General features: G+C 56.4%; 10 protein-coding genes. 9 read left to right on the top strand and 1 reads right to left on the bottom strand.

What is annotated here, in order from left to right; all coding sequences use genetic code 11:
• Positions 1-215 precede the first annotated feature (215 nt).
• Positions 216-992 (bottom strand): helix-turn-helix transcriptional regulator, encoded by a 777-nt coding sequence (locus tag OEL49_RS11330; protein WP_287874711.1) that lies wholly within the window; start codon positions 990-992, stop codon positions 216-218.
• 124 nt (positions 993-1,116) lie between these two features.
• Between OEL49_RS11330 and OEL49_RS11325 the strand changes: the two genes are divergently transcribed.
• The 9 genes from OEL49_RS11325 (at position 1,117) to OEL49_RS11285 (ending at position 14,381) form a co-directional block, all read left to right on the top strand.
• Entirely contained in the window at positions 1,117-4,734 is a 3,618-nt protein-coding gene (locus tag OEL49_RS11325; RefSeq protein WP_287874710.1) for an ATP-binding protein, read from the top strand.
• Positions 4,727-5,371: a condensin complex protein MksE gene (locus OEL49_RS11320; protein ID WP_287874709.1), complete on the top strand. Its 645-nt coding sequence runs from the start codon at positions 4,727-4,729 to the stop codon at positions 5,369-5,371. The genes OEL49_RS11325 and OEL49_RS11320 overlap by 8 nt, the downstream gene beginning before the upstream one ends.
• On the top strand, positions 5,368-6,585 hold the full coding sequence (locus tag OEL49_RS11315; RefSeq protein ID WP_287874708.1) for a hypothetical protein: 1,218 nt from the start codon (positions 5,368-5,370) through the stop codon (positions 6,583-6,585). Before OEL49_RS11320 ends, OEL49_RS11315 begins: the two co-directional genes overlap by 4 nt.
• The gene (locus tag OEL49_RS11310; protein ID WP_287874707.1) at positions 6,585-7,490 is read left to right on the top strand and encodes a DUF7281 domain-containing protein; all 906 of its coding nucleotides are present in this window, start codon (positions 6,585-6,587) and stop codon (positions 7,488-7,490) included. The genes OEL49_RS11315 and OEL49_RS11310 overlap by 1 nt, the downstream gene beginning before the upstream one ends.
• A gap of 15 nt (positions 7,491-7,505) precedes the next feature.
• A complete protein-coding gene (locus tag OEL49_RS11305; protein WP_287874706.1) occupies positions 7,506-8,378 on the top strand; it encodes a GIY-YIG nuclease family protein in 873 nt (290 codons plus the stop codon).
• Positions 8,379-8,727: 349 nt separating this feature from the next.
• The gene (locus OEL49_RS11300; protein ID WP_287874705.1) at positions 8,728-9,942 is read left to right on the top strand and encodes a hypothetical protein; all 1,215 of its coding nucleotides are present in this window, start codon (positions 8,728-8,730) and stop codon (positions 9,940-9,942) included.
• Complete coding sequence (locus OEL49_RS11295) at positions 9,942-11,129, top strand: caspase family protein (RefSeq protein ID WP_287874704.1); 1,188 nt, start codon at positions 9,942-9,944, stop codon at positions 11,127-11,129. Before OEL49_RS11300 ends, OEL49_RS11295 begins: the two co-directional genes overlap by 1 nt.
• An 11-nt stretch (positions 11,130-11,140) precedes the next feature.
• Positions 11,141-12,766, top strand: a complete 1,626-nt coding sequence (locus tag OEL49_RS11290; protein ID WP_287874703.1) for a hypothetical protein — start codon at positions 11,141-11,143, stop codon at positions 12,764-12,766.
• A gap of 463 nt (positions 12,767-13,229) precedes the next feature.
• Positions 13,230-14,381, top strand: a complete 1,152-nt coding sequence (locus tag OEL49_RS11285; RefSeq protein ID WP_287874702.1) for a hypothetical protein — start codon at positions 13,230-13,232, stop codon at positions 14,379-14,381.
• Positions 14,382-14,462 lie beyond the last annotated feature (81 nt).

Genomic DNA, 14,462 nt, shown 5'->3' with positions numbered 1-14,462 from the left:
GGACTGTTTTGATTCACTAAGTGGTCCGTTTCTTAAGCAGATGCAAAGGCCGATTTCCGGACCTACTGGGGGTAATGTCAAACAAAGTAGGGAAGGGGACCAACCCCAATTTCCGCAGTTCGGACAGCGGGCATTGAACCCCCAGCATTACTTGATCAGGAATTTATTGGTATCAGCAGATTGCGCTAAACGGCGAGTGTTCCTGCCTAGCGAATTTATTCGAATAGAAGTGAAAGCAATTTTTCGGAATTTGCCACTTCTAGCTGAAATTCCGGTGGCTCCTCATGCACAGGATCAATTGAGGCCTTAAGGTCGAAAATCACATATTGAGCTAAGCAAGCGCGAATTGATAGAAAGCGATTTTTTTCCCCAGAAAAAAATTCATTTCGAACAACTTGTTGTTGATCAGGCGAGAGCTTGCGATGCGCTTGAAGTTCAAGCTCAACAAATGTCTCCCACCCCTTGTCCTTATCAAGGTTGAGCGGAAATCGTTCAAGAGCTGATTCTGCCGAGCGAATTCGTCCCATAGTGAAATCTCGATAGTCCTGTCGTTTCATACACCAGGCACGAACATGCCATCGGCGACCAACATGCACTATGGCATGTGGAAAAATAACCCGTTTTCCATACGCCGGATTGGTCATCGACGCATAGGCGATTTCAACCCCCGTTTTCGCTAGCACAGCCTTTCGAAGCGTTGCGAATATCTCTGGTCGAACTTCCGTCAGGTCGACGCGTGCATCCACAAGGCCGGGACTCCCACCTTCGGAAGCCATGGTGTGCAAGACGTATTCGTCAAGAGGTATTGAGCACTCAAATTCACTCGGATTTGCAAGGCGGAGCACCTTGGCTCGACCGTCTTCGGTGATTTTCTCTCCAAGCAATACCCTGAAATCGGCGAGCAGCCGGCTGGCCTGCACTGGCTGCAAATTGAAGAGCTGTCGAACCCTCGCATTGCCGATCTCCCCTTCCCAGGAGAGAACGCCTTCCATGATTCTCAATCGTTGATCGCGAAGTGCTGGCCTATTTGACATACTTACCCTGTTGTGCGCTTGTCATTTATCTTATACGATAACATATCATTAACGATAACATCGTACCACCAAGAGGCCAGCTTTGGACTTCCGACTTACTCGCATCATCCTGATCGATTCCTACTGCCGCAGCCGCATCGTTGAACTTGATGTCAGCGGGCACATCACTATCAATGGCGAGAACGGGGCCGGCAAAACCACCTTGCTGCGCCTGCTGCCCATGTTCTTCGGTGAAAGCCCCTCACGGATCATTCGCGGTGATGCAGTCACGGAGCGTTTCGGCAGCTACTATTTCCCGACTACCGGCTCCTACGTCATCTTCGAGTACCTACGCCGGACACATAAGGCCATGGCTGTTATTCATCCAGATGGACAGAGTGGCGAAGGCGTGGTTTATCGCCTGATCGATAGCGAGTACAAACCTGAGTTGTTCAAGCACGAGGGGCAGGTCGTCCAAACTCGCGACCTGTACCGCCATCTCGACAAACAAGGTGTATTCGACTCCAAGCCGCTAACCCTTCATGCCTATCGGCAGATTATCCAGAACACCGCCGGTCGTGAGCACCGCAGCTTGGCTGCACGTTTTTCCTTCACGGGGGGGACTGGGAAACTGACCCATCTTGAGCGCGTGGTCACTGGCATCCTTCAGCGTGCGACAACCTTCCACGACCTGAAGAAGATGATTGTGTCGTCCGTCCTGAACGGCGATGAAGTCTTTGCCCTCCGCACCGGTCGGCGCGACTTGCAGCACTGGCTGAATGAACACGAAGCCCATCGTCAGGTGATGGAAAAAGGGCCGGTCATGGCTGATCTGGAGCAGGCCGATCAAGGCCGCCGGCTGATCAATCATGAATTCACGACCCTGCATGCGAAGTTCCAGTTACTCCACGACTTCTTTCAAGAACTGGTTGTAGAAGGGGAGAAAGCCGAGGAACGGGCCAAGGCCGAACTCACCGAGACGGAGGAAGAGTACAGAAAGCGCCTGCAAACCATTTCCGACGCAAAGATCGCAGCAGACTCTCGCGCCAAGCAGGCTCGCCAGGCCATCGAGCAACTGGATGCCCGGAAGCGCAAATACGAGACGGACGATATCGCCGGCAAGATAACGAAAGTCGATTCGATTACTGCATGGGAAGCTGAACTGAAGCCGCTCAAGCAGCAGTTGGATGACCTGGAGCGAGAGGTCAAGTCGCTGACCGAGACGTTCACGGTGATGGAAACAGAAGCCAGAAATCAAGCCCGCGATCAGAAGTCCGAGCTAGACGACAAGAAGCCCGGCATCTACGAGTCCTTCGGAAAGCGCAAGGAAGCAGTCATTGATGCTCACGGGGAAAATCTCAAGGCGATCCGGTTGCGCCATGAGCCAGAACTCGACGCAGCAAACATCAAAGTTACAGACCTCAAGACCCAAAAAGCCGGGCTTGAGGTCGAGGTCAAAAAAATCCAGGCTGACCCGGAGACCATTCAAGCACTGGAAATCGAACGGCAGAAACAAACCGCCGCTAACACTGATCTGACTGACCTCCACGACAAGACTGATGGCCTCCAAAAGACCTACAGCAAGGCTAAGCGCGAATACGATGATCTGGAATTGCAGGTCAACGAAGGTGAAAACGCCATCGAGAAAGCGGAGGCAGAACTTGAAGAACTGCTAGCCGCCGATGCTGCTGGAGACGACACCTTCCTCGGTTTCTTGCGCCGGAATAAGCCGAACTGGGCTGCCGACATCGGGCGTGTGGTCTCTCCAGAAACGCTACTGAGGACTGATCTGGCCCCGGTTCTTGGCGATGGTCGCGATCTGTACGGAGTAACCATTGATCTGGAGCAACTCAAGGCGGGCCGCTACTCCTCCGAAGAAGCTATCCAGCAGGAAATAAAGCTGGTTAGGACTAGGCTAGCAACCCGGAATGGGGAGGTGGCAGAAGACAGGAAACTCCTGATAAAGAAGAAGGAGGCAATGGATAAGGCCAAGACCGCCATTACCCTTCACGATGCCGCCATCGCTACAGCAAAGAACCGGAAGCTGTCTGCCGATACTGCGGTAAAGACAGCACTTCTCCGAGTCGAGCAAAGCAAAAAGGCGGCAGCCACAAAAGCCCAAGGAGAGCTTGATGTTTGCGCCAAGAATCTTTCCTTGGCTGTTCAGGCGCTGGAATCGCTCAAGAAGGATCACCGCAAAGAAATCGACGAGGTTGAGAGGCTGCATACCGCAACCCTCGTTCAACTAAAGTCCGAAAAAACAAACGCGCTCAATGAGATCGATACCCGCAAGAGGACTATCGATGCCGACTTGGCTGCCAAAGTCGCCCAGATCGCCAAAGATCGCGACGCCAGCCTGCGCGACAAGGGTTATTCAACCGATGTCCTCAGTGGACTCCGGACGCGCATTTCCAAACTGGATGGCCAGATTGCCGAAGCCAACAAGCTACGCTCAGAGGTGATTCAGTATCGTGACTGGCTCGATACCTTGTGGTCTCAACGGCCAACACACTTACAGGACCGGCAAACAGCAGATGCTGATTCCGCTCGCCTGAAGCGCGAGAGCGAAGATGTGCTCCGTGAGCGCAAGGAAGTCACCGATAAGAAACAGACTGTCATCAAGGAGATCGGTGAGACGATCAATAAACACGAGAGAAGGCGCATTCTCGCTTTAGGCCAAACACGTGATCTGGTGCATTGGCCGCAAGATCAGGAAACCCTGAAGGCCGGTTTCGAGCAGATTCCCGATATCGACGCTCTAGTGGCCGAGCGTCGCCGCTTGATGGCAGACCTTGATAGTTTCCGGGAAAAGATTCGGCAAGGTGTTGAAGAAATTCGCCGGCAGATGATTTCGATTGTTGGTACCGGCCCCGAGAAGTTCTATGCAAGCGCCGTGGCGGCATCAGGCTATCCGCGCCCGGGGATGGAGCACGAGTGGATTGAAGTATTCCGCACTTGGTTCCAGCACGAACACGAAACGAACCGGACAGACCTTCTCCAGCGCGGAAAGACGCTGGCCCAGAACATCTCCTACTTCTGGAAGAGTCTCGATGACTTCAAACGTAACGTCAGCACCTTCGCGACCGATTTGCGAGCTAATCTGGAACAAGGCCAAATCTTCGACAGCATTGCCGATGTCAGCACGGAAATCCGGGCCGAGGTCGATACTCAGGGCTACTGGGAAGCGGTTGGCAACCTGCATCGCGAATACGAGACTTGGCACACCAATGGTGATCCAGCATTGCCGCCGGCTAGCTTTGTCGATGCCGCCAAGCAAGTAGCGCTTGTCGTTGGTGAGGACAAGGGGCTGGTTGCTGACCCGGTTGATCTCATCAGCCTGAAGATCAGTGCCAACGTGAACAATCAAGGGGTGAAAACAGCAAGCAATGAACACGAGCTGGCCAACATCAGTAGTAACGGTCTGAGTTACATCATTCTCTGTGTGATCCTGATTGGCTTCGTGAACCGGATTCGCCGTTCAGAGAACGTCGTCGTGCCTTTCGTCGTGGACGAGCTGAAGGACTTGAGTTTCGCCAATGCCAAAACGCTGCTCGATCTGCTGACGCGGAACAATATCACCATGATTTCGGCCTTCCCGGATATCGACCTTGACCTAGCCGAGCTGTTCGAGCGCAACTACAAGATTCTCCCGGGCCGCAAGGTCGGCTTGATCAACCTTGATGACGAAGTCGAGAACGACGAGGAGGAAGCCCATGTTTGACCAGGTCACCATTCGCCTTCTCGAAGGCAAGTTCATCTGTGAATCGACTGCGCCTGAAGCCTTCCGTTGGCTCAATTCCGAGGAGTCACGGCAGGATGTTGCCGCTTACCTCGACAGGATCGGGCGTCGTCTGACCAAGACCCCGAATGGCGTCGCCTACTACGCGACCTGGAAGCGCGTCGGTTCCGATGAGCGCTCTGAGGTAAAGCGTGTCTTTGCCAACATCAAACAGATGATTCGTCCGGTCATCCACTTCATCAATCTGTGCATGGAGGTGGAGAAGAAGGACGCCAGCCCGGCAGCCGGTGATCGTCTGGACTATGCGGTGCTTCTGAAGGCTGTCACCGAGAATCCCCATCTCTTCGAGGTGCTGCGCGAATTCGCCACAATGGGCAAGGAATTCACCGTCACCGACGCATCAGCCAAGGGAATGCTGGACAAGGTTATCCAGCAAATGGAGCGCTGGGGCTACCTGATTCTGGTCAATCGCGAGCAAGAGTCCTACCGCTTCACGGGGAAGATCGATTACTACTATCAAGTGATCGAATTTCTCATGGACCCGGCTCAGAACGAAGGAATTGCCGATCCAACAGCAGAGGATCAGGAGGATGCGCCAGAGCAGCGGGGGCTCCTGTGAGCAACATCGACCCAGTCCTCACGCTACTCGCCAAGCTAAGTGCGAGCAGCAAGACGGTTGCCGAAGCCTACTATCAAGGTCGTGTTCACAAGACCGAGGAGAACTTCCGCGACATCGAACGTTTGCGGCATCTTCGTCTCCTGTCGCCGGACATCAGGGACGCCTTCCAGCTACGGGCTAGTTTCCGCCATTTCCTGAATGCGGCGCTTAACACCGAGCGGCTGTTTTCGATGGGGGCCAACATCGGAGGCTATTTTCAGCGCCTGTCCGATCTGGTTGAGGGCCATTCTGTGGCCTATCAGGAAGGGCGTGATGTTGATTGTGAGCGCTACGAAGTAGAAACACGGGAAGCCATCAGCGATATTGCCGATGCCATCGACGATGAACTGATCATCCTTCAAGCCCAAGTTTCCACGCGCTTTGCAGCCGTTTCGACCATCGCCGAGAAGAAGCGCCAGAACCTCCACTACCAGAAGCGAACTCAACAACTGGTCAATCTTCTGGAAAGCTTTCACTTTTCGGATATTGGCGAGCAGTTGGCCGGGCACGAGGAATTGGCTCTGTCTTTCAAGTCACTGCTGGCAGATCGCATTCCTGCATTCCGCGAGTCGCTATGGACTATCCTGGATACGCTGAACCAGTACCTCTTTGAGTTCCGTAAGATCGAAGAGCGTGCCAAGCGGGTTCGCGCTTTTGCTCTCCACCTGAACCGTAATCCGGACTGGGAGCCGAAAGCATGGGATGAGGTTGCTGAACCGGCCGACTGGCTGCGTTGTGCGACTCCGCTCGAAATCCAGACCCACCCCGACGTATTAGCACCGGAAGCGGAAGAGCTTCTCTCAGAGATTGCAAGGTCGATTCCCGATACGGCAGGGGCCAAGAGCCGTACTGCCCGCCCGGCCGGCAATCTGGATCAGGAGCCTGGCAATCAGCAGATTCAGCCACCCGAGTCGCCGATCCGCAAGGCGATACGGATGTATTTCAAGGATGCGAAGCGCTCTCCGGAGGGCCTATCGGCACGCGATTGGTGGTCAGCTAACCCCATCCTTCTCGGCAGTATTAAAGAGGAAATCTGGGTCCTCCGCGTCCTGGCCGAACACGATAACAAGGGGAAGCTCGGCCACTGGCAGTTGCGTATGAACTCTCGGCCGCATCCAGACTTTGACGGGAACCTCCTCATCAAGGATGTCGTGATCTCCAAGAGGGCTGCCTGATGCTCGATCAAAAGCTTGCAGAAGCCATGCAGCGCATCCTGTCTCGGCAGGACGAGCGTTTTACTTTGACGGCCACTCTTCAGCGCCTGGTTGATGACGGCATCGGCACCAAGTGCGGCAAATCGGCCTATTTCAACGAGCGTGATCGTCAGGCGATGCGTGAGTGGTTGGAAGCCAAGGGCTTTTCCACCGAGCTAGTAGATATGACCGGCATGAGCCGAGCAAAGCGGCTTGAGGTCACTCCCCATGAGAAGGCAGGCGATGAAGCCGTAAAGCGCAACCGCATCTCGATCAAGGCGCTAGCTGGGCAAGCTCTCGTTATCGGTGGGCAGCCTATCAACCTGCCGGAAGAGTCTCACTTGGACGTGGATTGGAAGAAGATAGTTAGTCAGATTGGTCATCGTTGCATCATGGTGGTCGAGAACTACGAGAACTTCAATCGCATTCACCAGACCTCTTTTAAGTTCCCAGTGGAATACAGTTCTCCCTTGATCGTTTATCGCGGTGATCCGAACGAGAGCCGCATTGATAACGTTCTGGCATTCCTAGGAGATGCAAAGTTGCCAGTCCTAGCATTCGTTGATGCCGATCTGGCAGGAGTAGTGATTGCCACTAGTTTGCCGTGGCTTGTGGGAATGGTTACGCCTGATCTGCCTACGCTAAATCAGCAGCTATCATCGCCGCAAATAGGCCGCAGAGACCTTTTCCAGGATCAGTACCCGAGCCTCCAGAATGCTATAGCTGGAATTTCAGCAGATGCTCCGTGCCGGATCGTGCTTGATTTGATCCTCAAATACCGCTCGGCAGTTGTACAAGAGCGATGGATTGGGCGAGACACTTGCCTCCTTACGGATCAGGATAGCTCGGATAACGATTTGGCATTTAATCGCCGCGAGCCGCACTAGCTCACTGGAATAAAATTGAAACCTGAAATATTTTGGTGTGGGTCTCCTGACCCCGTAGATATCTATTTATACGTTCTTGAGTTGAACGATGGATGCTATTACGTCGGCCTCACATCAGACATTACCAAGCGCTTGCAACAACACTGGGACGGTGAGGGGTTTGGTGCGGAATGGACTCGCCTACATAAGCCACGCCGGGTGATGCATGCAATAAGCACTGGAACACGAAATACCCGCGAAGCGGAAGACCTTGAAAACGAAGTCACCATTTTGATGATGATCCGTCATGGCATCGAACAGGTGAGGGGGGGCCATTTCAGTTATCCAGATCGCCAATTGGTCGAACACCATCTGAGCCTAAAGGGGGCCTGGGAGCGGGTTGTGCTAAGCGAACTCGACAAACAACCCTGTGATACGAATGAATCTTGGGATCAGTCGATGTGCTCATTGCTTGAGCATGCTACCCGTTTCTATGATGCGGGCTCCCCCAGGGACCAACAGCAGGTACTCTTTGCTGATATCTATCGATTGACCCGCTATCGCTACTGGCGAGATGAATTTGCGCCGGCGCTTAATCCGGCGTTCTGGGGGGGCAAAGGAATCCTACCTGTGCTCCTATCTTTTCAACTGGGACGAACCGTTGGTAGTCGGCTCGACGGCCCATTTAACGTTCTGGCGGTAGCTTTGTGTAGAGGGAAAAATGGGCATCATCCGCTGCGACGCCTATTTCTAAAAGTCTGGCAAACCTACGAACCTCCACGCACGAAAAAACAGGCAATCACGCTAGAAAAATTCCTTACCTATCTCGATAAAGAGACAGTGTACGATAGGCAATACGATGAATTCATCTCAGTGTTGTTTCCGGAAACCCGGCATTTACTGCGCTAAACGGCTAATTTGCATGCTGCTAAGTCATCTGGTCGCTAACCGCTCGGTTGCGGCTAGATACCGAGCAACCGGCCAATAACCGGAAAGATCGAATTCCAGACTTGCTGGGGATAATGTCAATTTTGAATTGCAGGCAGTCAATGTGGTGTGCCTTTAATCGCTTTGTCTTGAGCAGGCCACTCGTACAGTCAAAAGCAGATGTATCAGTCTTGAGGATCAAGACTGGCTGCACCACTTGGTCGTGTTGGTGATTTCTCAATATGCCGCTAGTATGCAATAGTGGAGTTATTAGCGTTCCGTCATCAATGAATTCTGGGCAAAAGCTCGCCCAAAACATGAGGGGGAGATCATGCCCATCGTTTTTGTTCACGGAGTTAACAACCGCATCGAGGATGCGGACTATGAGGAAGGCTTGGCGCGCAAGACGGAGTTTTTTAAGTCGCTGCTCGCACCGCACATCGGTCTCGATGCGCAGAAGGTCTCCATCAGTTTTCCCTACTGGGGAGGAGAAGGTGTCAAATTCCGCTGGAACCAGGCGTCGGTGCCCACCGGTTCGGAGGCAGTTGAGGCGCTCGCGCTCGGTTCGCCCGGCGGGGCTTCCGATAATCCAGAGGTCTGGCTGGGTGAGGCGCGTTTCCAGTATGGCGCGCAAGGGGTGAATCTGGGACAACTTAGTAAAACGAAGGGGTTCGCGACCGCCATCGATCTGGTTTGGGATACCGCTTCGGCCTTGCTGCGACCCGATCAGGGGTATGGTGAACTGCTCGAGGGCTATATGGCCTCGATGGCCTACGCCGGGGAGCACCTGGCGCCGGCTTGGGCCTTCCAGGAGCCTTTCTTGTCCAACAAGGAGTTCATAGAGCAGCTGATGGCAGCGATCGAACCTTACCGCCCCGGGGCACTTGCCGGGAAGCCGGCAGAGGCGTTGGGTATCGGCAGTTGGTTCCAGTCGCTGAAGGAAGCGGTGAGCCGCCTCGCCGACGCGCCGGGGGATGCTTTGACTTCGCTGTCGGTAGGTTTGGCACGCAAATCGGTCCATGCCAAGGCTTCGCGCTTCCTCGGAGACGTGTTTGTTTACCTGGACCGGCGGGGAACGTTGGAGCAGCCGGGCAAAATCCTCAAGGATGTGCTCGCCCAATTGCGAGCAGCGCAGGAGGCTAAGCGGCCCGGCGACGACAAGCTCATCGTGATCGGTCATAGCCTGGGCGGTGTGATCATGTACGACGTGCTGACCTGTTTCGCTCCTGACATCACGGTCGACGCTTTCGTGACGGTAGGCTCACAGGTTGCCTTGTTCGAGGAGATGGCGCTGTACCGTAGCAGCGCGCAAGAGCCGCCGGTCAACCCGGACAAGGACCGCTTGGAACGGCCTGCGCACGCGGCGCGGTGGCTGAACGTTTACGACACGAACGACGTGTTTTCCTTCCGGGCTACCGGCGTTTTCAACGGCGTGGACGACTATCGCTTTGATACCGGCTACGGCCTGCTGGATGCCCATGGCGGCTATTTCGCCCGCCCGAGTTTCTACAAGCGCCTCGCCGTTCGCTTGGGCAAGGTCGCCTGATGGGCATTATTTTCGAGTCGGATACGATCCTGCAGAATCCGCAGGCAACAGCGACCCATGTGCTGCTGGTTGGCTGCGGGGAATACCCTCATCTTGCAGCAGCAGGCTTCGGCGGCTTGAAACCGCTGACCTCGCCGCGCCTGTCGGCTGAGGCCATGGCCAATTGGTTCCTGAGTGGCCCCGATGCTATGCCGGTAGGGCTGGCACAGCCTTCAGATCGGGCCTTCTACAATCCCGAAGCGCCGCTGGGCTCGCTCGTGATGCTGACTTCGCCCGCACAGCCCTACCAGGCGCCGTCCGGGGCGGTTTCCCCGACGACGCGTCCCACCCTAGCGAACATCAGGGCCGCCTATTTGCAGTGGCTAGCTCGGCTCGGTGCTAACCCGGGTAGCCGCGGCGTGTTCCACTTTTGTGGCCATGGCGTCAGCGATGGCATCAGCCAGTATCTAGTGGCCGATGATTTTGGCGATCTACCGGACGATCCTTGGTCGGGTGTCTTCCATGTGTCCAACACCTGCCAGGCGACGATTCGCAAGACGGCGGCCAGCCTGTTCTTCCTGGTCGACGCCTGCATGGAACTCAGCGAGGAACTGATCAACCAGATCGACGATCCGCTGGCACTCATCCCAGGCAAGCGGAACGGGCCGCCCCAGACGACCGAATGGGCGGTGTTGCGCGCCACCACAGCAAATCGCCTCGCCTATGCGCCGCAGGATGGAGTGGCACGCTTCACGGCGGCGCTCCTTCAGGCCTTGGGTGGTCATTGCGGAAGCCAGCGCGCCGATGGGGCGGGATTCGACGTCGGTGTCTCCGATTTGCGCGACGCCACTGCCGCCTTTCTGGCGCTCTCGCAACAGATGGCTACCGGTGAACGCCAGAAACTGGGACAGACGGAAGGAGAGGGCGATTGGAGCGTCGCGATGCATGTTCAGACGCAGCGCCCATCGGTCCTTGTGGAGATGGATGTGCAACCCGAGGGTTACCGCCCCGTGGCACGCGCCTTCATGGAGGACGCGGCGCAGCAGCGGGATATGAAGACGCTTGCCGGCGGTCCGGCGCGCTTCGTGAAGGAGCAAGGCGAGTGGTCATACGGCACCAATGCTCAGAACAATGAGTATCCCGAACAGTTTTACGCCCGACAGTTTCTGACGAGGGCAGTACATACCTGCCGCTTTCGTATTCCCTGAGGAGCAAGGCCATGACGCAATTAACTATCTCTGTGTCAGGCTCCTGGTCGGAATCGCGGCTGCTCACGCTGCCGGTGGACGTCTATGCGCCGGACGGGCGCATTCTTGCAAGCGGTACGGCCTCACCCAGCCAGCCCGGTCGATTCGAACTCTCCAAGTGGGGGGGACTGCCATGGGACCGCGTGCACGTGCTGGGCAAGTTGCCCAACGGATCGTCGATCCAGCAGACGGTCGAACTGCGCGGAGATCGCGCGGAGGCGACGCTGCATCTGGGCGAGGAGAGCCCCCACGAGTGGTTGCAATGGGTGACTCCGTTCCGCTCCCTGGGCCACTTGCGGTCTGCTGCCGAGTCCGGTGCCGTCTCCAACCGGCGTATCGGCAAGGTCTGGATGACGCTATGGTCCTTGCGCGATGGGCGATGGGAAGCGCAAGGGCTGCGCCCCATTGAGCGGCAGCGCGACTACGGCATACAGCAGCTCGTCGTAGACGTGCCGCGCTTCCCCCATCTCTTGCAGATCGGCGGCGAGGAAGTGGCCTGGCGGCTGGTCTCATTGCCGCCCGGTGGTCCGGTGCGCGTGGCGCTGACGCGTAGCGCGGCGGAGGATGGCGATGCCCTCGATATCACCGTGGGACGGGCCAAACCGGACAACGAGTTGATTATGTCCTACTTGGCGCGAGGCGCGGTCGCTGAAGCAGATCGCCTAGCCGAGGCCTGGAATGCGGCGGACCTTCTCCTCTACGAGAAGAAGCAGGACCCGGTCTCGGCGGCGGCGGGCGCCTATGTTCTGCTCAAGAATCGGCGTCTGCAACATCGCCGCGACTGGGTGGGCAACCTCGTCGAGTGGTTCCCCTACATGGCCGACGGCGCGATCGTGTCGGCGGCGTTGGCGCTGCAGCGGGAGGATGCCACGGAATCGGAGATACGCTCATTGATCGATCTGGCGCTTGGCCGGGGACTGCCAATTTTCGCCATGGGCGCTTCGGTCCTGGTGGAGACGATGGCGGCTGTACACCGTGGCAAGCGTGAGACGAAGCGCTTTCATGCAGCCTACCTAGCCGCACAAGCCTATGCCCGAGCGCGCTGTTCCAGGGGGGCATACTTCGCATTCTACGGAAAGAGTCCGGCCGAGCCGTCCTGGATGCCGATCTACGGCCAAGAGGGCAAACCGGTGGACCATCCGAGTAGTGCTTTGGAAACGGGCGATGCCGTCGTCTATGCTCGCCCGATGGGCGCTATTCAGGCGGGGAGGTTTGGGCATACGCGCGTGGTTTTGCCGCGTGCGCCAGTCAGTCCTCAAATCGTGAAGGAGCTCTATGTCGAGGCGAGCCGGATAGGCGAGTCGGCGACCGCCCCTACGGCATCGACGCGACTTCCACGGTCGGCGGATCGGCTTTTCCAGAAAACGGTAGACCTGGGTATGCCAAAAATCGAGACCAGCTTTCTGCAGGAGTTTGCTGTTGGTTCCGTGAGAGGGATGCCGCTGATCGAAAGTGCGGCGCCTGCACGACCGCGGTTGAAACTGCCGGTGGAACTTGTGGCCGATAGGCCAGTGAAAAGCGCTCGGCGACAAACGGCGAAATATTGGCGTGAAGAACGTCTCAGCCATGCACTGACGGTTTTCGACGGGGAAGAGTAAGGCCTATCTGATGCCGGAATGATGCATGGCTTATCCGGCCGGCGTACCGAGTTGTTCGAGTTGCAACGGCACAAGGAACTCCAGCCCAGCTTCGATTTCATCGCGGAGTGCCTGCTGCCTGAATCCGGACATTTCCACAGCATTCCGGGCAAGGGCCACGAGGTCGTGATCGACGTCATCACCAGTCCCCCCCCGACGGCGAAGCCTGCATCCTGGAGTCGGTTCATTACGGGGGTAGCAACGTTTTGTGGCTTGAAGACGAGGACTACAGCAATGGCCCAGACGGCAAGCCCATGCGAGAGCGCATGACTATCGCGAAATTTGAGAAACGTATGGTTGAACAGATGGCTGTGCCCAAGCACCTTCTGAGCATCAAGTACCCTTCCTGGGGCGAGAAGAGGTTTACTCAGATTATCTTTCCGCTGGGCTGGACGGTCCGCAAGCGTTGAGCCTTGGAGATGTCATGCAGGGAACACAGGTTAAGTCGGCACTCATTCCTCTCGATACGCTGAGGGAGCAGATCGCACAGGCCATTGCTACTGCCAAAGCCTATGACGTTCCGAGTGTCTGTGTCCGCCTGGGGATTCAGCAAGCCGTCGCGGATGGCGATGAGCAGGAGGCCTTCGGCAGCAAGCGGATGTACGTCCGGCGCCGCATCCTCTCGTGGGATGAGGCCGACCTTCTCGCCTTGGCCGCTCGGGTTTTGCGCGAATACGCATCGGAGGATCTCGAAAACACGGTCAGCGAGATGACGGTGCACGCAGCGCATCGGGTGAGTGCGCTGGTTCGGTGTGACGTGCTCAAGGCGCTCAATCCTTTGGAGACTCTTTTCGGTGAAATGCCGCTGATCGACTGTCTGAGCGAGGTGTTCGGTACCTCGGTTATCCAGGACGATCCGGTGGGGTTGCTCGGACGTAACAGTCTGCACGGGCAGATCATTCAGCATTGCTTGCGCAACGACGATTGGTCGCACGAAGAACTACTGAGGAAATGCGGTGCGCTAACGTGCAGCCAGACTCGCTTCTTCGCGCTGTTGACGAAGCTCTTGCATCCCATGATCCGCCGCGATGCGGAGCAGGGCGAGTTAGCCAGCGCGATTGACGCAGCACTGAGTCGGGATGGCTTCACGGTGCGGCAGACCGGGATGGAGTCCGGATACGCTATCTATGGGGTGTGCCGGGCGCAGGCCGGCGTCGCCGGGACGATGAAGAATCTGATCTTCGCCTCGATCGGTGAGAAGCCGGAGTTGGTCTTTCGCGATGCGGTCAACAACGATGTCGAGATCGTCAGGCACGCCGACAAGGTGCTGGTCTTCGACCGGTTCTTGCCCAGTTCGGGATTGCTGCTCTGGAAAGATTTGCGGGACTGGTATGCCGAACTGCAAGGGATCAGCGATCCGATCAGCGCAAAAGAGCAATTGTTCCGGCGGCTGCGTCAGGCTGTGCTCGGCGCCCGTTCTGCGGGGGAATTTGCGGTGTTCCAGGGCTACTACGAGCGCTACGGCGGCTTGCTAGGCGATCGCTTGCCGGCGTTGATTCCGCAGGTCTACCTGCACTATGACCCGTACACGAGGGTTGGCCGGGAATCGTGCGAAATCCTCAAAAAAACAACTTAACTTATTGTTCGTGAAAGGAAAATAACTTGGTTTAGGGTAAGGCCAGTTTTCACTGGCCTTACCCTCTTCTCATCAATTGAG

This window comes from Azospira sp., assembly GCF_030247495.1.
GTDB lineage: Bacteria > Pseudomonadota > Gammaproteobacteria > Burkholderiales > Rhodocyclaceae > Azospira > Azospira oryzae.
Note: the sequence above shows the minus strand (reverse complement) of the source record. Positions and strands in the feature narration are given on the sequence as shown.

Coding starts and splice junctions, on each gene's coding strand:
- OEL49_RS11330 (WP_287874711.1), bottom strand. CDS start 992: ATGGAAGGCGTTCTCTCCTGGGAAGGGGAGATCGGCAATGCGAGGGTT.
- OEL49_RS11285 (WP_287874702.1), top strand. CDS start 13,230: ATGCAGGGAACACAGGTTAAGTCGGCACTCATTCCTCTCGATACGCTG.
- OEL49_RS11310 (WP_287874707.1), top strand. CDS start 6,585: ATGCTCGATCAAAAGCTTGCAGAAGCCATGCAGCGCATCCTGTCTCGG.
- OEL49_RS11300 (WP_287874705.1), top strand. CDS start 8,728: ATGCCCATCGTTTTTGTTCACGGAGTTAACAACCGCATCGAGGATGCG.
- OEL49_RS11295 (WP_287874704.1), top strand. CDS start 9,942: ATGGGCATTATTTTCGAGTCGGATACGATCCTGCAGAATCCGCAGGCA.
- OEL49_RS11290 (WP_287874703.1), top strand. CDS start 11,141: ATGACGCAATTAACTATCTCTGTGTCAGGCTCCTGGTCGGAATCGCGG.
- OEL49_RS11320 (WP_287874709.1), top strand. CDS start 4,727: ATGTTTGACCAGGTCACCATTCGCCTTCTCGAAGGCAAGTTCATCTGT.